Origin of the sequence: Pedobacter sp. V48, from assembly GCF_000523515.1 — a bacterium.
Lineage (GTDB): Bacteria > Bacteroidota > Bacteroidia > Sphingobacteriales > Sphingobacteriaceae > Pedobacter.
The window spans coordinates 117,298-136,138 of sequence record NZ_AWRU01000019.1; the positions used below are offsets into that span (position 1 = coordinate 117,298).

Consider the following 18,841-nt stretch of genomic DNA (forward strand, 5'->3'; position numbering starts at 1 on the left):
ACTACGCCATTGCAAGTTTTCACTTTATACGAAGGATCTTATTCTGTAGACGCTACTAAAAAATTTATACCTTTTAATGCCGAAAAAGATAATCCTAAAGATCGCCCCGCCTCTCTTTTTATTCATGTACAGCCATTTTTAGTTAAGCTGAAAAATAGTCTTGTTTTGTTCGATACAGGCTTAGGATATAGTGATGAGGATGGGCAGCTGATTTTGCATAAAAATATCAGGAAGGCTGGTTTTGATCCTGAGGACGTAGATATGGTTTTAATGTCTCACCTGCATTTTGATCACTCAGGAGGTATGGTTCATAACAAGTTAGATGGCACTGTGGAATTAAGCTTTCCGCATGCAACCTATGTTATTCAACATGGAGAGTGGGAGAACGCCTTTATAAATACTTCTTCATCCTATAAAACTGAAATATTTGAATTTTTACAACGTAATGCGCAGCTGAAATTTGTTGAAAATTCTGGTAAGCTAACAGATGAGATTAATTATGAACTAACAGGAGCGCACTGCCCATTTCATCAGGTATTCTTATTGGACGATGGCGTAGATAAAGTATTTTTTGGTGGTGATGTATTGCCGGAACCAGAAGAGCTTTTAAGGAAGTTTATTGCCAAGTATGATTTTGATGGTCGGAAAGCAATGGAACTTAGAGAAGAGTTTGGTAAAAAAGCAGCAGAAGAAAATTGGAACTGTCTTTTTTATCATGCAAAAAGTAAAGCTACCGGCTATATTACCTATACCGATGGACAGTTTAAAATAAGCTAAGGAGTAACTACTTGTAAAAGCTCCTTGAGTCTTTCAATAGTTAATGGTTTAGAAATAAATCCATCAACGGCTTTGAATCCTTTAGCTTTCTCGATGTCATACTCATAAACAGATGAAGAAAGCATATACAAGAAAACCTTTTGGCGCTGGATATTAAGTTTTTCATAGACTTCCAGAAATTCCCAGCCATTAAGAACAGGCATATTGATATCTACCAGAATAATGTGTGGAAAAATTTCTACATTATTAGCGATGCTGGATAAATAATCTACAGCTAATTGGCCATTACTCTTCGAAATCATATCTACCTCATAGCCTGTTTTCTCTATCACTTTTTTTATGATAAATATATTGATGTCATCATCATCAATAACAAGCATATTGATTCTAAAGTTTGCCATAAATTTCGTAGAGAGCGGAAAATGTTAAGTCCAAAATTAAAACATATTTGAATGTTTTAACATGCATATAAATAAAGCAAAAAAAAAGCCATTAAATGAATAATGGCCTTTTTAATCCGTATTTTTTTATTTTTTAGCTACAAGCTTGATAGCCAGCTCAAAATCATCATAGATCATTTTATCGCCAACATCAGGGAACATTCCTTTTGATCTAAATTTAATACCAAATTTAGTTCTGTCGACAGTAACTTTTTCAGCGGTGGCAGTTACAGATCCGTCAGCGTTCCAGGCAATAGTCGCAGGGAAAGTGATAGAATTTGTGATCCCTTTAATGGTAAGATTTCCTGTTACATTTGCAGTGTTTGCTCCTGTATTTGCAATCTTTTTAATTACAAAAGAAGAGGTTGCAAATTTATCAACCCCAAAAAAGTCATCGGCCTTTAAATGGCCTTCTAACTTCTCACTTTTGTCGGCATCTTTAATCGTTGCCATATTTATAGTGAAATTGCCACCTGCCAGTTTTTTATCATTGAAAATTAAACTTCCTGACTGAAGATCGATAGTTCCATTGTGGCTGCCTGTAAGTTTTTTGCCAACCCATGTTAATGATGATTTCTCAACGTCCACCTTATAGGTAGTTGCCTTAAACACAGGAGCAATAAATGCCGAAGAGACAAATACTATTAGAAGTAATGCCAGTGAAGTGATTTTTAATTTCATTGTATTCTTATTTAATTTTTTAATACTAAGGTCTGTTTTAGCCTTTTGATACATTTTATAAGACAAATGTATCAAAAGGTTTAACCGCCTAAATTGACCTATGGTAAGTTTTTAAGCTAGATCTTCTGCGTAGCTTTCAATTGGCGGACAAGCACAAACCAATGATCTGTCGCCAAATGAATCATTTACTCTTCCAACCGATGGCCAGAATTTGTAAGCGGCTACATAAGGTAGCGGGAAGGCTGCGGTTTGTCTGCTATAGCCATGATTCCACTCATTGCCGGTTACTACAGCTGCAGTATGCGGAGCATTTTTTAGTGGGTTATCAGTTTTATCAAGCTCGCCAGTTTCAACGGCAGTTATTTCATTTCTGATGGCAATTAAAGCATCACAGAAACGATCTAACTCATGTTTAGGCTCGCTTTCTGTTGGTTCAACCATTAAAGTTCCCGCTACCGGGAAAGATACAGTAGGAGCATGAAATCCATAATCCATCAAACGTTTTGCAATGTCAACAACCTCAATACCGAAGTTTTTGAATCCACGGCAATCTAAGATCATTTCGTGTGCACAACGGCCATTAGCACCTGAGTAAAGTACAGGGTAATGTTGTTCTAAACGGGCCTTCATGTAATTGGCATTCAGTATTGCATATTTTGTAGCGTTGGTTAATCCTTCGCCACCCATCATTGCTATATAAGCATGAGATATGATCAAAATTGAAGCAGAACCCCATGGTGCCGAAGAAACTGCATGAATAGATTTATCATTGTTGATGTCTACCACAGCATGTCCTGGTAAATAAGGAACAAGATGTTTTGCAACACCAATCGGACCCATACCAGGGCCACCACCACCGTGAGGAATACAGAATGTTTTATGCAAGTTAAGGTGACAAACATCGGCACCAATATTTGCAGGGCTGGTTAAACCGACCTGAGCATTCATGTTGGCTCCATCCATGTAAACCTGACCACCATTTTCGTGGATGATGTTACAAATATCTACTATGCTTTCTTCAAATACACCGTGTGTAGAAGGATAGGTTACCATCAAACAAGAAAGATTGGCTGCGTGTTCAATGGCTTTAGCCTTTAAATCCTCCACATCAATATTTCCGTTTTCTAATGATTTTACAACCACAATCTTCATTCCGGCCATTGCCGCAGAAGCCGGATTGGTTCCATGAGCAGATGAAGGAATTAAAGCGATATTACGATGAGCATCGCCACGGTCCTGATGATAAGCTCTGATTACCATCAAACCTGCATACTCACCTTGCGCACCAGCGTTTGGCTGTAAACTCATAGCTGCAAAACCGGTAATTTCACTTAACCATCTGTCTAGCTCATTAAATACTGTATAGTATCCAGCTACCTGATCAGCAGGAGCAAAAGGATGTACTTTACCAAATTCAGGCCATGTAACCGGAATCATTTCAGTTGTTGCATTTAGCTTCATTGTACATGAACCCAAAGCAATCATAGAATGACAAAGAGAAAGATCTTTAGTTTCTAATGATTTTATATAACGCAACATTTCGTGCTCAGAATGATGCGCATTAAATACCGGATGGGTTAAATATGCAGATGTACGTTGTAAATTTGAAGGAATTACGGTTTCAACATTTTCATCAGCCAGTTCAACAGCGTCAGCAGCAATTGCTTTTACTTTTGAGAATATTTTTGTTAATAGCTTTATATCTTCAACTGAGGTAGTTTCATCAAGAGCGATGGTAACTACACTGCCTTTATAGTTAAGGTTGATCTCATTGTCGATGCATTCTCTGTGGATAGAATCAATCAAATCGCCAAGGTCCAACTGAATGGTGTCGAAATAAGCTTTATTTAACTGCTTGTAGCCTATTTTTTCCAGTGATTTAGCTAATGTAATTGCCAAGCCATGTGTACGCTCTGCGATAAGCTTTAATCCTTTAGGGCCATGATAAACAGCGTAAAAACCAGCCATAATAGCCAATAGCGCCTGTGCAGTACAAATGTTGGAAGTTGCTTTATCTCTGCGGATATGCTGCTCTCTTGTTTGCAAAGCCATGCGTAAGGCATAGTTGTTATTACTATCGATGGTTACACCAATAATACGTCCGGGAATGGACCGTTTATATTCATCTTTAGTTGCAAAGAACGCTGCATGCGGTCCACCAAATCCCATTGGTACACCAAAACGTTGCGTTGTTCCGACTACAACGTCAGCTCCCCACTCTCCCGGAGGAGTTAATAAGGTTAAGCTAAGTAGGTCGGCAACAACTGTAACTTTAACATTCTTTTCGTGTGCTTTTTGAGCAAAACCAGTATAATCAAATACTTCACCGTTTCCGGCAGGATATTGAATAATTGCTCCAAAGAATTCTTCATTTAGCTCAAATAACTCATGAGCACCAATTACCAATTCAATTCCAAAAGGATTTGCACGGGTTTTTAAAATGTCGATTGTCTGAGGGAATAACAATTCAGAAACAAAGAATTTAGTTGCCTGTTGATTTTTGCGCAGGCTATATTGCATAAACATGGCCTCAGCAGCAGCAGTACCTTCGTCAAGAAGTGATGCGTTTGCTATTTCCATACCGGTAAGGTCGATAACCATCGTCTGGAAATTCAACAAAGCCTGTAAACGACCTTGTGCAATTTCAGCCTGGTAAGGAGTGTATTGAGTATACCATCCCGGATTTTCCATTACGTTACGTAAAATTACTCCAGGAGTTAAAGTATCATAATATCCCTGACCGATATATGATTTGAAAACTTTGTTTAAAGAAGCAGTTTGTCTTAAGCTGCTCAGGTAATCTGTTTCAGATTTTGCTTTTGGCAAATTTAACGGTTGTTTCAATCTGATCTTTTGGGGAACAGTTTGTTCTATTAATTCGTCAACAGAACCAACGCCAAGCGTGGTTAGCATTGCGTTTGTGTCATCTGTATTAGGCGCAATGTGGCGGTCTTTAAAGTCTTCTTGGTAATGAATGTTTAAGCTCATGTATTCTTTGAATAAAAAGTTGCGCAAAGGTAATAAAAAAATAGCCTTTTAACCACCAACTAATATCCAGCCCACTTCTTTCTTAAGCTTCAACTTATAAGTTTTGGTAATGAAGTTGCTGCCAACGTTTTTATCTTTAAAGAATATCGAGAAATCAGTCATTTCTTTTTTGAGTGAAACGGTAACACGCGCTATTTTTGAGTCGCCTTTTATAAGCGTAATTGGTTTCTCGTCATCAAGCACATAATTAACGGCCCTTACGGTAGCATTATGTGTGTCGTGCTTAATAATGTAAGGTTTTGATTTATCTGTTAGTGTAATTAAATAGAAGTATACACTGTCTTTAGATAAGAACTTCTTTTTTTGATTCTGAAGTTCAATTTCAACAAGTCCTTTTTCCTCCAGAGCCTTATACTTTTGTAACTCCAGTTGATCGTTTTTACTTCTGAACTTAATTTCTCCAATATTTATTTTAGTGCTCTCGTACTCAGGATTCGCTTTCAGATGTGCTGATATTACATCCTCGGCTGTGCCCTCGTCTAAATTACCACCACTTTTACATGATGATATAAAGAAAATCAATGTTGCTGCTATAGTTAATAATGTAGCGTTTTTCATAGTGTGAGCATTTTCAGATTAATGTTTCAATTGCTTAAGATATAATTGAATGGTGTTTTCTAAACCTAAATAGAGGGCATCACTAATTAATGCATGGCCAATACTAACCTCTAATAAACCCGGAATGCTTTCAGCAAAATATTTTAGGTTGTGTAAATCTAAATCGTGTCCCGCATTAATACCCAGGCCTATCTCATTGGCTTTATGTGCAGCTGCGATGTATGGTAAAATGGCTTTCTCTCTGTTGTCGTAATAATTGTGGGCATAAGCCTCAGTGTAGAGTTCAATTCTGTCGGTTCCACTTTCCGCGGCTGCCTCCACCATCTCCACTACTGGATCTACAAAGATGGAAACACGGATTCCGGCAGATTTAAATAGATAAACCATTTCTTTCAGGTAGTCTTTATGTTTAATGGTATCCCATCCATGGTTGGAAGTAATTTGACCTTCGGCATCAGGAACAAGGGTTACCTGGGCCGGTTTATTTGCTAAAACCAGATCAACGAACTTTTGCTCTCTGCAATTACCCTCTATATTAAATTCTGTGGCTATTGTTGCTTTCAAATCAAAAACATCCTGATATCTGATGTGCCTTTCATCAGGTCTTGGGTGTACTGTTATCCCTTCCGAACCAAAGCGTTCACAATCCAATGCTACTTTAACCAGGTCCGGGTTGTTTCCCCCACGACTATTACGGAGGGTTGCTATTTTATTGATGTTTACTGAAAGTTTTGTCATAAATTGAATGATGTAAGCCCAAAATGTAAAGTGCTGGTAAAGGTAAAAAATTTCTGTATTTTGGTGTCAGTTATAATAATCCGAATTATGTCTCTAAAGCTATTGTTTTCGTTAGCCTTTTTATTGAGTATCCAGCATATAGTTTATGCACAGAAAGATACCGTTGCATTTAAAGGATACCCTGTAATTGCACATACCGACACACTCTTTCACATCAAAAATAAGCTTGGTTCATTGTCTGCACCAGAAAGGGCACAAAGAACTTCTTCTAAAGTGGTGGCCCTATCTGAGGACCTTCTTTTTGTGCCCGATTCTTTAATGACAATTGATGATTCTACTCTTGTAGGCATTGTTTATAAAGGTGATATTTTATTGAGCTTATCAAAGGCCGATGCAGATTCCGTAAATATGGATAAAGAGGTTATGGCCAAAGCTTATCAGGAAATTATTATAAATAATATCAATAGTTACAGAAAAGAAACCAACGTATCAGAACTTTTAAAGCGTGCGGGGTTAGGGTTGCTGATCATTATCGTATTGGGCGTATGTATTTTTTTTCTCAACAAATACTCAAATAAATTTAATAGTTGGTTGAGTTTCAAATTGCATGAAAGAATTGGACATCTTAAGATTAAGGACTACGAGCTGATCGACAGAAGAAGGGAACTGATATTAATCAGCAAATTCCTGAACCTAATTAAAATCTTTGTAATCCTTTTGCTGATCTATCTTACACTGCCAGTTATTTTTAGGTTATTTCCATGGACAAAGCCCTGGAGCGACAGCTTGATTGGTTTTGTGTTAAATCCATTGAAAAATATATTTGGTGCATTAATTGTTTTCGTGCCAAAGCTGATTACTATTGCAGTAATTATTGCGGTGTTCCATTATGTGAAAAAGGCAATAAAGTTTCTAGCTTACGAGGTTGAGACTGAAAGGTTAAAGGTTAGTGGTTTTTATCCTGACTGGGCAAAACCTACATTTAATATTGTTAAGATCTTATTGAACGCCTTTATGATAGTGATGATATGGCCTTATATTCCGGGGTCGGATCTGGCCATATTTAAAGGAGTGTCGGTGTTTTTGGGGATTCTTATTTCCTTTGGATCATCCTCGGCCATTAGCAATGGCGTGGCGGGTATGGTGATTACTTACATGCGGCCTTTCAGAATAGGCGATGTTGTTAAAATTGGAGATACTACCGGAGCTGTTTTAGAGAAATCATTATTGGTTACCCGTGTCAAAACAATCAAAAACGAAATCATTACAATACCCAACAGTGCCATCTTAAATGGAAATACTGTGAATTATACCAGTATGTCTGTTAATGAAGGATTGATTATCCATAGCACACTTACTTTGGGTTACGATATTCCATGGACAAAAATTCATGAACTGTTGATTAACGCTGCGCTTGCAACAGAAGGTGTAATTAAAGAAAGAACTCCTTTTGTATTGCAAACAAGTCTTGATGATTGGTATGTATCTTATCAGCTAAATGCCTACATCAGTAATCCTGGTATAATGGCTATTATCTACTCAGAGATGCATAAAAATATTCATGAAACGTTTGATAAGGCAGGAGTGGAGATTATGTCGCCTCACTACCAGGCAATAAGGGATGGAAATGCCAGTACTGTTCAGACTAAAATCTAAATGAAATAAGTGTGAAGAGGATTTTGTACCTTTTAATGGTCTTAGCTATCCCTTGTTCGGCTCAGGTTAGCATTGAAGGGTATAATAAGTATTTTGCAATTACTAAGTACAACAATAATGAGTTACTGATACTTCGGAAATTCAAAACCTCAGGAACTGCTTCTTATTTAGCGGTTAATCCTACTGAACTAAGTACATCAATAATTCCGGCTGCCACAGTTACAGTGAAAGAAATGGGACTAGAGGAAGCACTTACTTATTTTGGAAATACACCCTATGCTAAGACAGTTTCATCGGCAAGGCAGTTGTCTAGTAGCTTGCAGGATGCAGGAATTATACATGGTTTCCAAAAGGAAAAAGGAATAACTTTAACAATTGATTTGTGCCCCTCACATAAAGCGCTCGATAGAATTATCTTTACTTCACTCATTTCAGAATTTCAGAAAACGGAGAAGCCTGTTCCAATTGCAATATCAATTACCGGCCGATGGATGCTTACGCATTCCAACGATTTGAATTGGCTTAAAGAGCTTGAAAAATCAAACGATATAAAGGTTACGTGGATAAACCATTCTTACAATCATCATGTAAGTTCTAAAGCTCCTCTTAAAACTAATTTTTTACTGGAGCCAGGTACAGATTTGAATTTTGAAATATTGGGCACCGAATTGGCCATGTTACAACACGGAATGATACCCTCTGTTTTCTTCCGTTTTCCAGGGCTTGTGTCAGATACAGAAGTGGTAAAACGTGTGCTTTCTTATGGGGTTATTCCTGTTGGGAGTGATGCATGGCTTGCAAAAGGTCAGCCTGCCAACTCAGGGAGTATAGTTTTAATTCATGGAAATGGAAATGAACCATTGGGGGTTCAGGATTTTATTAAACTCCTTAAGAATAAGCAAAAAGACATTCAAGGTAAACAGTGGATGATGTACGATTTGAGAGAAAGTGTTGAAGATGAGTTTCAACAGAAATAACGGATATGCCTGATAATAAAAAGAGGGAAATTACATTGTAATTTCCCTCTTTTTATATATATCGATTGATTAGTATCTGTAAGTATCTGGTTTAAATGGACCTTCAACCGGAACACCAATGTATTCTGCCTGATGTGCATCTAAAACATCAAGTTCAACGCCGATTTTAGCCAAGTGTAAACGAGCTACTTTTTCGTCCAAATGCTTAGGCAAGACATAAACTTTGTTCTCATACTGATCTGTATTGATCCATAACTCTAATTGAGCCAAAGTTTGGTTAGTGAATGAATTAGACATTACAAAACTTGGGTGACCAGTTGCACAGCCTAAGTTTACCAAACGACCTTCGGCCAATAGGATAATGTCTTTTCCATCAATAGTATATTTATCAACCTGAGGTTTGATCTCTACTTTAGTAGCGCCATAGTTTTTGTTTAACCAGGCAACATCAATTTCGTTATCAAAGTGACCTATGTTACAAACGATCGCTTTATCTTTCATGCTTTTGAAATGTTCAGCACGAACGATATCGCAGTTACCAGTTGTAGTTACAATAATATCAGCTTCTTTAACTGCGGTAGCAAATTTCTTAACCTCATAACCTTCCATTGCTGCTTGCAAAGCACAGATCGGGTCAATTTCAGAAACAATTACACGTACACCTTGTGAGCTTAAAGATTCAGCAGAACCTTTGCCCACATCGCCGTAACCTGCAACAACAGCTACTTTACCAGCCATCATGATATCAGTAGCACGACGGATAGCATCTACTAATGATTCACGACAACCGTATTTGTTGTCAAATTTAGATTTGGTAACTGAATCGTTTACGTTGATTGCAGGTAAATGCAATGTGCCGTTTTTCATACGCTCGTATAAGCGGTGAACACCGGTAGTAGTTTCTTCAGATAAACCTTTGATATTAGCGATAAGCTCAGGGAATTTATCGAAAACCATATTAGTTAAGTCGCCACCATCGTCTAAGATCATGTTTAATGGCTGACGCTCAGGACCGAAATGTAAAGTTTGTTCGATGCACCAGTCAAAGCTAGCTTCATCTAAACCTTTCCAGGCATATACCTGAATGCCTGCAGCAGCAATAGCAGCAGCAGCATGATCCTGAGTTGAAAATATATTACAAGATGACCAGGTAACTTCAGCACCTAATGCAACTAGTGTTTCAATTAAAACTGCAGTTTGGATGGTCATGTGAAGGCAGCCTGCAATGCGTGCGCCTTTTAATGGTTGAGAAGGACCAAATTCTTCGCGTAATGACATTAAACCAGGCATTTCTGCTTCTGCTAGCTCAATCTCTTTGCGGCCCCATTCTGCCAGTGAAATGTCCTTAACTTTGTAAGGAACGTAAGTTGTCTCTACTGATGACATATGTTTATTTATTAAGTTTCTAATATACAGCCTGCAAATTTACGACTATTTATGTTTATTTATTGCAACAAAAAATGAATGGATTCGATTCAAATCGTTATGTCCTCGTTGCTATCTTTTTTGGTGTTGGATAAACCGGCTTTAAAACGCTAATTGTTCGGTAAAAGTGCCTTTTTTCCTAGGCAGTGATGAAGCATCATCGAACAACCCCCCGAACAAGCAGTGTACTATCGCAGAGTAAGGGGTGTTTTGTCTTGATGTTAATTGTTGTTAAAAATTGGGGGTTGAGCGTTACATAAAATCATTTGTCTACTGAAAATTAATATATTTAAGGAACCAAATGACGCCTTTATGTTAAAATTCGCTCTCAGCAGTTTAATAATCTGCATTTTCTCCTATGGCCATGCTATGGCTCAAGATAGCAAGATTGATAGTACAGGAATGATCACGCTCAGGATTGACCCCAACAGCGCACGCGGCGCGGCTGTATCTCAGTTCTTCGATGAAGTTATCTTCACCCCATTAGAAACCACCAAGGAAAGTCTGTTTGGTTCTATAAATTCACTAAAAATAGCCGACGACAATTATGTTATTTACGATTGGGAAACCAAAGCAGTATTGATTTTTACTAAAGCGGGAAAATATGTTGCGAAGATCAATGCCAATAAAATAGAGAAAGATCCTAAAGTTAAAGATCAGAGTTTCTATGGCTTTAATATTAAAAAGGAAGATGGTCAATCGCTGATTGAGATTTCGTCAGGTAAACAAATTTACTATTTTGATTTAACTGCCAAGCTGGTAAAAAAAGTACCTATTGTTAAGGATAAACAGAAAGACTATACCAATTATAAGAAATTTAGTGATGGTACGGTTATAGACCAGGCTTTTCTGGAAGAAAGTGGTAAAGATAGCATCTACTATAACGTAAGCATTTTGAAGGATGGTAAGAGGGTAGAAAGTTATTTCCCTTACCGAACGGCTGATCACAAGGGCGATGAGCGCTGGCATGGTGGCCGTGTATATGATTATGGTAATCCGGATGGATATCTTTTTATTAAGAACTTCTATTATAACATTTACAAATTAACGGCTAAAAAGCTTTCTTTGGCTTATAGGATATTGTTTCCGGCCTCAAACTCTCTTCCTATGGATTATGATACCAACCCAATCTATAAAGGGAAGGGTTATGATTATTATGAGAAAAACAGGGATGTTTTTTATGATTTGGCTAACAGTTACCTGCATTTTAATAACCTGTATTTCCAGGTTAGGAACTGGAATTGGAGCCGGGATGAGAAAAAAGCTTTTATCTATAACTTAAAAACAACTGAGTTGACATCTATTGCAGATATAGAGCCTGATTCTACCTCTCAGTTTTTGCCGATTACGGACTTGGCATCTCAATATGATTTTACAAACAAAGGCTTTCACATCGTTACTCCTGAATGTTTTTACACCAGCTATTCTTCCCTAACGCTCTTTACCGCTAAAGAACAGAATGAGGATAAAAACAGGAAGTATAATGCTGCTTTAACCGAGTACTTTAAAACACAAAACAAGAAAAGTAACCCGATAATTATCCAGCTTAAACCAAAAAAAATCTAACGCTCCATGTTCAAATTAAGTACCATAACGCTGGCATTTCTGCTCAGTATTGCCTGCTTTACGCTTAATGCACAGCAAGCTACTTCTGTAAACCCAGGAACTGCAAAGGGTATTGTGAGAGATACGGCACAGAACTATGTGCTAAAATCTGCTACCGTATCTATCTATAAATCGGCCGATAGCACCTTGTTAAGCTACCAGGTCACTAATAATTATGGGGAATTTAGCTTTAAAAATCTGCCCGTAAATGTTCTTCTAAGGCTGGATATTAACAGTGTGGGTTATTATACTTCCAGAAAGACATTTACGATACCTGCGGGTAAAAATACCATCGACCTCCAGACCATTGTTGCCAACCGAAGGGACATCACGCTTGACGATGTAGTGATCACTGTGCCCCCGATTAGTATGAATGGTGATACGTTAGAGTTTAATGCTGCGGCTTTTAAATTAGATAGTAATGCTGTGGTTGAGGATTTGCTTAGGCAGATACCCAACATCACCTTGTGGGGAGACGGACAGATTACTGTAAATGGTAAGGAGGTTAAAAGCTTATTGGTAAATGGGAAGTCCTTTTTTGGTGGTGATATGAAGCAGGCTACACAAAATCTGGCTAAAAACGCGGTCCAGAAAATACAGGTGTACAACAAATCGAGGAGTCAGCAAAGTACCAATCCTGCAGATTCTACTCTGGAGATGAATATTAAACTAAAAAAAGGTAAGGATGTTGGCTTTTTTGGTAAGATTGGCGCAGGTTATGGAACAGATAAGCGTTTTGAAACGGATGCCAGTATCAATATGTTTACGCCCAAGATGCAACTTGCCGTTGTTGGTGCCATAAACAATATTAACAAGATTGCTGATAATACGCGCGACCTCCAATCTAACAGTACGTTTAAGGGGGTTGGCACCAATGTAGAATATCAGCCTGATTTTAGGGCTGAAGGGATAACACGACCCAGTGCACTCGGGGCAAATTTTACCTACAATTTTATAGAAAAGCCCACTTGGGAGTTAAAAAATACCCTAAAATCCAATTACTTTTTACAAGACAAGAACACCAATTACCTAGCTGATGCTAAGACAACTACCTCTGTTAACAGTACGGATAAGGTGATTGAGAGCAGCATTACCAACAATCAATCTTCTAATACGACGCAGCGGTTTGATTCGAATTACGAGTATACTAAAAAGGGGCATAATTTGAATTTCTCCCAGGAAGTAAACTTTAATCAGGGTGATAATGTAAATCAGACATTTCGTACGGCTACTAATTTGCAGGATGTGCTAACCAGTACAAATAATTCAATGAATACCGGAAATTACAACAATAAGAGTTTTAGGTTTGGTGGTCAGTACAGGTATTCTCCATATATCATTACACAAACAATGCGGTTTAGGGGTTTCGATGCCAACTATAATTTGAATACCTACAACAATGAAAGTGAACGCCTGAACCTAACTGAGTTTAAATCATTTACTGGTACTGCAGCTAATCAGAAATTTAACAGAAAGTACAACACTCTTGCGGAAGGGTTTAGGCAGGAACTGAATTTAACTATACAGGATGTAAAAGGGCTGATTTTTGGAAACAAAAAATATTCACGTATGAGCTTTGATTTAACGAACAGGTTACTGCTTAACTCTGATAAAAATGATAACAGGGTGCAGGATTTGGATACCATAAATAACGTATACCGGCCTAACGCCTATTTAAATAATAAGGTAACTACGAATGTTATTGAGGAAGCGCCTGGATTGAGAATAAGGAGATCTTTCTCGAAAAGCATGTCTAACCGTTATTACAAGTCCTTGTCGCTCACGTTTCATCCTAAAGAGCTATTAATTAGTCAGGATAATAAATCTGATAGGTCTTTCCAAAACTTAAAACGCAACTACAGCCAGTTTGCCCCTGACGCAGAGATTAGTTTTTACAATAATCAATATGGGGAAACCTCGAGGAACTACTCTCTTGAGTACAGAACAACTATGAAGATACCTAATATCGATCAGCTTGCTCCGCTAACTGACAGTACCGACGTATACAATCTTAGAAGAGGTAATATTAACCTGAAAGAATCGGTACAGCGTGAATTGTCATTCAGTTTTTACAGCGATGATCAACATAGCAAAAATACGCTTAATTACAACTTCACACTAAGGGCGGGGTTGATTGCTAACAATATTGTAGACAGTCTTTTGATTGACGAGCAGAACAGGCGTACGGTGTATTTGGTCAATGCGGATGGGAATAAATATTTAAATGGCGAAGCGGGCATCAGGAAGGCTTTAAAACTTAAAACATCGGAATTTCAGTTTAATTTATATGGAAACTTCAATACAGGGAGAAACCCTGGGTATACCAATAGTGTTTTTACTTATTCGAGTAATTTAAATACGTATTATAGCGGTAGTGTCAATTATACGTATAAAAGTTATTTGGCGGTGGCGCTTAGCCAAGCGTGGACTACCTACAAATCCAAACAAGAGGCCTTTAACACCCAATATAGCGGAAAGAACGTTGGTACCACGTTGACGGCTAGCTTCAACATCACCAAGAAGTTGACGTTGAATAGTAATATCAGTAACAACAACAGTTCTTCATCGAATTCTAAAGACATTGTTTATACCATCTGGAATGCGAACATGGTTTGTCGCTTCCTTAAGGGCAATAATGCTGAGATCAAATTCGCGGCCCTCGATTTGTTAAGGCAGAACACCAGCGTGATTAACTATGGTGATGCAAATAGCTTTACTATAGGTACGCAAAATGTGTTGAAACAATATTTTATGACCACAATTTCCTATTATCCAAGACAGTTTGGAAAGAAGGCCAAGGTTAAGAAATGATGATCTAAGGGAATAGAATGCTTGTTTTTTGAGTTATACAAAGTAATTTAAAGGTCAAAACTATATTGGTCTTATCACCAATGCTTTGATGCTAGTTGCAGGTACAGTACCTTTGTATACTCAAAAAGAAAATTTATAAAAATATTAAGCATATGTATCCAGAATATTTAGTTGAACCAATGCGTGCTGAACTTACAACCGTAGGTTTTGAAGAATTAAAAACTGCTGAAGCAGTCGATAGCGCCATTACAAGCGAAGGAACTGTGTTTGTAGTAGTGAACTCGGTATGTGGTTGTGCAGCTGCAAACGCGCGCCCGGCAGCAAAATTAGCTGCAGCAAATGACAAACACCCTACAAAATTGGTAACTGTTTTTGCTGGTATGGAAAAAGAAGCGGTTGACAGAGCTAGAGGTTATATGTTGCCTTTCCCTCCATCATCACCTTCAATGGCTTTATTTAAAGATGGTAAGTTAGTTCATATGATTGAGCGTCATCAAATAGAAGGCCGTCCGGCGCAAATGATTGCTGACAGCCTTATTGGTGCTTTTGAGCAGTACTGCTAGAAATAAAAAATATAAAAGAGGGAGCCTGCTAAATTACACTGCCCCCAAAAAGTTAGACACTATTTGGGGGCATTTTTATGATTAAATACAAAAAACACAGACCCGATTTTAAACTGAGGCTTGTTAAAGAGCATCAACGCGGGGCATCGATACATGGGTTATCGGATCAATGGAAGATATCATCGTCTCAAATCAGAAAATGGATTGACCAATATAATTCATTAGGTTCACAAGGGTTGTTGCGAAAGCCCAATCAAAGATACACCAAGGACTATAAGTTAAGGGTCGTTCAGGCCTATCTTAAAAAAGAATTATCTTTGAGGGACTGTTGTTTACATTTCTGCATCCCCTCCATTGGCATAGTTAGTTCTTGGGTAAGAATATATGAGCGTTTGGGTGAGAATGGCTTAAATGCTCAACAGAGAGGCCGAAAAACGATGAAAAAAAACAAGCCCCCAAAAACTCCCCCAAAACCGTTAACCARKMTWSMAGAGCTTGAAAAGGAGAACTTATATCTCAGAGCGGAGAATGAGTTGCTAAAAAAGCTCGATGCCTTAGCTCAAAAGAAAAAGCGTTAGCCATAGAGGAGTTAAGGCATAAATATCCATTAGGACTATTATTGGATATATTAAAAATGGCCAGAAGCAGTTATTATTATCACTTAAAAACAAAATCAGTACTGAGAAAACATGATGCTTCCCAAGATCAAATAAAGAAGATTTATCATCGTCACCAAGGGAGGTATGGCTATAGAAGGATTACCATGGAGATGAAGAATGGGGGTTGTATTATCAATCATAAAACAGTTTTGAAACTGATGAGTACATTAGGACTGAAATCATTGATTAGAAGAAAGAAATACAGATCCTATAAAGGCGAGATAGGTAAAATTGCACCAAATCTATTAAAACAGGACTTTACTTCAACACAGCCTTGCCAGAAGTGGGCAACCGACATAACAGAATTCAAAGTGGGCGATAAAAAACTTTATCTATCTCCAATCATAGAATTATTTAATGGGGAAATCATCAGCTATAACTTGTCTGAATCCCCAAATTTTGAGCAGGTATCCCAGATGATGAAAGATGCCTTCAAAAAGATCAGTAGCAATACAAACCTAATCTTACACTCTGATCAGGGATGGCAATACCAGATGAAGCAATATCAGCGATTACTGAAAAACAAAGGTATTAGGCAGAGCATGTCTAGAAAGGGAAATTGCCTGGATAATGCCATTATTGAGAATTTCTTTGGCATCATAAAATCTGAATTATTCTATCTTAAGAAGTACTACCAGATTGAGGAACTTAAAAAGGATATAAAGAACTACATCGAATATTATAACAACGATCGAATCAAACTCAATCTAAAAGGAATGAGCCCGATTAAATATCGAGCTCATCACATTAATAATTAATTTTTAATTTTGTCCAACTTTTGGGGTGCACTTCAAAATTACCCATCCTCTCTTACTCAAAAGTCACAAATACAGAATTATTTTCTCCAAAACGCATTCTCAACATCAATATCCTCTGAGTAAACAACAACATTATTGATTAAGCCGTTTTCTACTGTATAAACATCAATATTGTCTATATCCAAAACCTGGCCATTCGGATGTTTGGCCTTCCAATGAACAAGACAAGCAATACTGTCCCCGTTTTCAGCAAGCACTTTTATTTCTGTTAAAGCCAATGTGTTAGCGGATAGCTCAAACATTTGACCAACCATTTGAAATACTTCACCGGCACTGCTTTTAAATCCTGAAACCACATTATCTCCTGGTTGCGACCATTTTACTTCTGGATGCAATAACGTCGCTAATTTGTCTGTATTTCCTTTTTGTACCGCAGTTAAAAATTCCGTAACTACATTCATCGCTTGATTTTCCATGTTCTTTGATTTTAATTGTCAATTATTTTCTACTACAAAGAAAGTGCTCATACAGAGGTTTGTCCTTACCAATAAATGACAAGGAGTTGTCTTTTCACGACAAACATATTTAATGAATAACTAAATCTATAACTTTACTAAATGGAAAACCATCAGCACCGTTTTATATTGAGCCTACTTGCTTATTATGCACAAAGAGATCTCGATGTGAAAAAATTATGCAGCTTGTCAGGCATCGATTTTAAAGCTGTAAAGGAAAACAAGATGGTAAACTTTAGTCCAAAACAATGGAATGACATTTGGACTAATGCTCTTCAGAATAGCAAAGACTCATTATTTGGCCTTCATTTTGGAGAATCAATGCAATTAGCTGCACTTGGTGCAGTTGGTGAAATCATTAAAACAAGTACTACTATTGGGACTGCTTTAATCCAGGCATCAGCGTTAACACATTTAATAACTGATCTGTTCAGTATGAAAGTGAATGTGAAGTCTGACGTATTCGACATCATTTTCTATCCGGGTAAAAAGGTAGACCAAACAAATCTGGCTTACAAACAAATGGCAGATTTTTTCATTGCATTTACTATTCATGAATTGGATGGGTTGCTCTTAGAAAAAATAAAACCTCGAAAAGTAACATTCCCAGACGAAATTACACACCATCAGGAATACGGGCGTGTTTTACGATGCACGCCTCATCGAGGCGACAGCTATGGTATTCAATTCGACACAAAATTCTGGGATGATATAATTATTACTGGAAATTACAGCATACAAAAAACGCTATTACAACACATCAGTCAACTACCCCATACACAAGCGGATAAATTTGAAATGATGGTTTACAATTATCTTTTAACAAAATCTTATCTGGGTATTTCATCAATAAAAGATGTGGCAGCAAACTTTAATATGAGCGTGCGCACCTTACAGCGAAAATTGGAAGAAGAAGGTACAAGTTTTCAGTATATAGCGGATCAGGCAAGGAAACAACTCGCATTGAAATATCTTAAATCAGGGGAGCATCAGATAAAAGAAATCTCATACATGCTAGGTTATAATGAATTAAGTGCCTTTACAAGAGCCTTTAAACGATGGACGGGGACCCCTCCAACCTCCTATTAAATAACACTTTTAAAATATAGGGCACGGTTAAAGGCCAAATCTTACCCTGAGTTTTTCTTCTTCAAGATCAATCAGCCCCTGCAATTTCCTAATCACATCTTCATCGGTATCCTGTTCTTTATTTAGCGCTGTCAGAAATAGCCGTTGCTTAATTAGTAACTGAAGGTAAACATCTTGGTAATCTTTCTGTTGATGATCATATTCCGGATGTTCGAAGGCCAAATCATTCTCTAATCTAGCTCTGATTTGTTGTAATCCCGGGCTGACTTTAACCCTTTCAAAATGATTAGCATCCAGATATTGCATACTATGATCGGCAAGCATTTTTCTTATTCTTGATTCCTCTTCCGATTCAGGAAGGTGGTTATCAGGATCTGACATATTAACCCATTTAATCACATAAGGCAGGCTTATCCCCTGTACAACAAGCGTTAAAAGAATCACCGTAAACGTGATGAATAAAATAAGATTTCGTTGAGGAAATGGGACTCCGTCGCCTATAAATGCCGGTATTGATAATGCAGCAGCCAAGGAAACCACG

Annotated in this window: 16 protein-coding genes and 1 pseudogene; 9 read left to right on the top strand and 8 right to left on the bottom strand. The window is 37.6% G+C overall.

The features are described 5' to 3' along the window. The first annotated feature begins 9 nt into the window (after positions 1-9). Positions 10-777: an MBL fold metallo-hydrolase gene (locus tag N824_RS16825; protein WP_048906313.1), complete on the top strand. Its 768-nt coding sequence runs from the start codon at positions 10-12 to the stop codon at positions 775-777. Here the strand turns inward: N824_RS16825 and N824_RS16830 are convergent. The 5 genes from N824_RS16830 to N824_RS16850 all read right to left on the bottom strand — a co-directional run bounded on the left by N824_RS16830 (position 774) and on the right by N824_RS16850 (position 6,242). Beyond that, on the bottom strand, positions 774-1,178 hold the full coding sequence (locus tag N824_RS16830; RefSeq protein WP_048906314.1) for a response regulator: 405 nt from the start codon (positions 1,176-1,178) through the stop codon (positions 774-776). The two genes, N824_RS16825 and N824_RS16830, sit on opposite strands and share 4 nt — an antisense overlap. 126 nt (positions 1,179-1,304) lie before the next feature. Beyond that, entirely contained in the window at positions 1,305-1,898 is a 594-nt protein-coding gene (locus N824_RS16835; RefSeq protein ID WP_048906365.1) for a YceI family protein, read from the bottom strand. A 111-nt stretch (positions 1,899-2,009) separates the two neighbouring features. Further along, positions 2,010-4,886, bottom strand: coding sequence for an aminomethyl-transferring glycine dehydrogenase (gcvP, locus tag N824_RS16840; protein WP_048906315.1), 2,877 nt, complete (start codon positions 4,884-4,886; stop codon positions 2,010-2,012). 48 nt (positions 4,887-4,934) lie between these two features. Continuing rightward, on the bottom strand, positions 4,935-5,504 hold the full coding sequence (locus N824_RS16845; protein ID WP_048906316.1) for a hypothetical protein: 570 nt from the start codon (positions 5,502-5,504) through the stop codon (positions 4,935-4,937). An 18-nt stretch (positions 5,505-5,522) separates the two neighbouring features. Beyond that, complete coding sequence (locus tag N824_RS16850) at positions 5,523-6,242, bottom strand: pyridoxine 5'-phosphate synthase (protein WP_048906317.1); 720 nt, start codon at positions 6,240-6,242, stop codon at positions 5,523-5,525. Positions 6,243-6,329: 87 nt separating this feature from the next. On the opposite strand from N824_RS16850, the gene N824_RS16855 reads away from it, so the two are divergent. Continuing rightward, a complete protein-coding gene (locus N824_RS16855; protein WP_048906318.1) occupies positions 6,330-7,898 on the top strand; it encodes a mechanosensitive ion channel family protein in 1,569 nt (522 codons plus the stop codon). An 11-nt stretch (positions 7,899-7,909) separates the two neighbouring features. Next, positions 7,910-8,875 carry a polysaccharide deacetylase gene (locus N824_RS16860; protein ID WP_152542342.1) on the top strand — a complete coding sequence of 322 codons (966 nt, stop codon included), beginning with the start codon at positions 7,910-7,912 and terminating at the stop codon, positions 8,873-8,875. Between the two features lie 69 nt (positions 8,876-8,944). On the opposite strand, the gene ahcY is transcribed toward N824_RS16860, so the two are convergent. Beyond that, positions 8,945-10,261: an adenosylhomocysteinase gene (ahcY, locus tag N824_RS16865; RefSeq protein ID WP_048906320.1), complete on the bottom strand. Its 1,317-nt coding sequence runs from the start codon at positions 10,259-10,261 to the stop codon at positions 8,945-8,947. A 351-nt stretch (positions 10,262-10,612) separates the two neighbouring features. Here ahcY and N824_RS16870 point away from each other — a divergent pair, with 351 nt between their 5' ends. The 5 genes from N824_RS16870 to N824_RS16890 all read left to right on the top strand — a co-directional run bounded on the left by N824_RS16870 (position 10,613) and on the right by N824_RS16890 (position 16,696). Beyond that, the gene (locus N824_RS16870) at positions 10,613-11,866 is read left to right on the top strand and encodes a 6-bladed beta-propeller (protein ID WP_084498368.1); all 1,254 of its coding nucleotides are present in this window, start codon (positions 10,613-10,615) and stop codon (positions 11,864-11,866) included. 6 nt (positions 11,867-11,872) lie between these two features. Continuing rightward, positions 11,873-14,716 (top strand): TonB-dependent receptor, encoded by a 2,844-nt coding sequence (locus tag N824_RS16875; protein ID WP_048906322.1) that lies wholly within the window; start codon positions 11,873-11,875, stop codon positions 14,714-14,716. A 152-nt stretch (positions 14,717-14,868) separates the two neighbouring features. Next, complete coding sequence (locus tag N824_RS16880) at positions 14,869-15,279, top strand: BrxA/BrxB family bacilliredoxin (protein WP_048906323.1); 411 nt, start codon at positions 14,869-14,871, stop codon at positions 15,277-15,279. 77 nt (positions 15,280-15,356) lie between these two features. Further along, entirely contained in the window at positions 15,357-15,857 is a 501-nt protein-coding gene (locus N824_RS16885; RefSeq protein ID WP_048906324.1) for a helix-turn-helix domain-containing protein, read from the top strand. A gap of 2 nt (positions 15,858-15,859) precedes the next feature. Then, entirely contained in the window at positions 15,860-16,696 is an 837-nt protein-coding gene (locus N824_RS16890) for an IS3 family transposase (protein WP_152542344.1), read from the top strand. Positions 16,697-16,773: 77 nt separating this feature from the next. Here the strand turns inward: N824_RS16890 and N824_RS16895 are convergent, their stop codons facing one another. Further along, positions 16,774-17,172 carry a nuclear transport factor 2 family protein gene (locus tag N824_RS16895; protein WP_048906325.1) on the bottom strand — a complete coding sequence of 133 codons (399 nt, stop codon included), beginning with the start codon at positions 17,170-17,172 and terminating at the stop codon, positions 16,774-16,776. Positions 17,173-17,313: 141 nt separating this feature from the next. Here N824_RS16895 and N824_RS16900 point away from each other — a divergent pair, with 141 nt between their 5' ends. Next, entirely contained in the window at positions 17,314-18,300 is a 987-nt protein-coding gene (locus N824_RS16900; RefSeq protein ID WP_048906326.1) for an AraC family transcriptional regulator, read from the top strand. Positions 18,301-18,327: 27 nt separating this feature from the next. On the opposite strand, the pseudogene N824_RS34380 reads toward N824_RS16900, so the two are convergent. Continuing rightward, positions 18,328-18,841: pseudogene (locus N824_RS34380) on the bottom strand (Na+/H+ antiporter); the annotation flags it as partial.

Bases quoted from the DNA above. Each gene is read 5' to 3' on its own strand.
- N824_RS16830 (WP_048906314.1), bottom strand. From the start codon at position 1,178: ATGGCAAACTTTAGAATCAATATGCTTGTTATTGATGATGATGACATC.
- N824_RS16835 (WP_048906365.1), bottom strand. From the start codon at position 1,898: ATGAAATTAAAAATCACTTCACTGGCATTACTTCTAATAGTATTTGTC.
- gcvP (WP_048906315.1), bottom strand. From the start codon at position 4,886: ATGAGCTTAAACATTCATTACCAAGAAGACTTTAAAGACCGCCACATT.
- N824_RS16845 (WP_048906316.1), bottom strand. From the start codon at position 5,504: ATGAAAAACGCTACATTATTAACTATAGCAGCAACATTGATTTTCTTT.
- N824_RS16850 (WP_048906317.1), bottom strand. From the start codon at position 6,242: ATGACAAAACTTTCAGTAAACATCAATAAAATAGCAACCCTCCGTAAT.
- N824_RS16855 (WP_048906318.1), top strand. From the start codon at position 6,330: ATGTCTCTAAAGCTATTGTTTTCGTTAGCCTTTTTATTGAGTATCCAG.
- ahcY (WP_048906320.1), bottom strand. From the start codon at position 10,261: ATGTCATCAGTAGAGACAACTTACGTTCCTTACAAAGTTAAGGACATT.
- N824_RS16870 (WP_084498368.1), top strand. From the start codon at position 10,613: ATGTTAAAATTCGCTCTCAGCAGTTTAATAATCTGCATTTTCTCCTAT.
- N824_RS16875 (WP_048906322.1), top strand. From the start codon at position 11,873: ATGTTCAAATTAAGTACCATAACGCTGGCATTTCTGCTCAGTATTGCC.
- N824_RS16880 (WP_048906323.1), top strand. From the start codon at position 14,869: ATGTATCCAGAATATTTAGTTGAACCAATGCGTGCTGAACTTACAACC.
- N824_RS16895 (WP_048906325.1), bottom strand. From the start codon at position 17,172: ATGGAAAATCAAGCGATGAATGTAGTTACGGAATTTTTAACTGCGGTA.
- N824_RS16900 (WP_048906326.1), top strand. From the start codon at position 17,314: ATGGAAAACCATCAGCACCGTTTTATATTGAGCCTACTTGCTTATTAT.